Source organism: Synechococcus sp. R6-5, from assembly GCF_047461775.1.
GTDB lineage: Bacteria > Cyanobacteriota > Cyanobacteriia > Thermostichales > Thermostichaceae > Thermostichus.
In genome coordinates this window covers 1-915 of sequence record NZ_JANSHV010000388.1, presented here as the reverse complement: position 1 = coordinate 915, position 915 = coordinate 1, and the positions used below count along the sequence as shown (strand labels likewise).

1 protein-coding gene is annotated in these 915 nt (G+C 64.8%); it reads left to right on the top strand.

Features of this window, described 5'->3' with window-relative positions; all coding sequences use genetic code 11:
* On the top strand, positions 1–915 hold a 915-nt coding region (tuf, locus tag NW818_RS13915; protein WP_414424892.1), incomplete at both ends, for an elongation factor Tu.

Sequence of the window (915 nt, the reverse complement as noted above, 5' to 3'; positions counted from 1 at the left end):
GCGCGCGCGGCATCACCATCGCCATTCGCCACGTCGAGTATCAGACCGCCAAGCGCCACTACGCCCACGTCGACTGCCCGGGCCACGCCGACTATATCAAGAATATGATCACCGGCGCCGCGCAGATGGACGGCGCCATCCTGGTCGTCTCGGCCCCCGACGGTCCGATGCCGCAGACCCGCGAGCACGTCCTGCTTGCGCGTCAGGTGCAGGTCCCGGCGATGGTCGTGTTCCTCAACAAGGTCGATATGATGGACGACGAGGAACTGCTCGAACTCGTCGAACTCGAACTGCGCGAACTGCTCAGCAATCACGGCTTCCCCGGCGATGAGGTGCCGATCATTCGCGGCAGCGCGCTCGCGGCGCTCTCCAGCACGTCGACCGACATCAACGCGCCGGAGTATAAGTGCATCCTCGACCTGATGAACGCGGTCGATGAGTACATTCCGACGCCGGTGCGCGAAATCGATAAGCCGTTCCTGATGCCGATCGAAGACGTGTTCGGCATCAAAGGACGCGGCACGGTGGTCACCGGGCGCATCGAGCGCGGCAAGGTCAAGATGGGGGATACGGTCGAGATTATCGGGATGACCCACGAGGCGCCGCGCCGGACGGTGGTGACCGGGGTGGAGATGTTCCAGAAGACGCTCGACGAAGGGATCGCCGGGGACAACGTGGGAGTGCTGCTGCGCGGGATTGAGCGCACCGAGGTGGAGCGCGGGCAGGTGCTGGCGGCGCCGGGGTCGATCAAGCCGCACGCGAAGTTCAAGGCGAACGTGTACGTGCTGAAGAAGGAGGAGGGCGGACGGCATACGCCGTTCTTCTCCGGGTATCGGCCGCAGTTCTACATCCGCACGACGGACGTGACCGGGGCGATCCATCTGCCGGAAGGGGTGGAGATGGTGATGCCGGGCG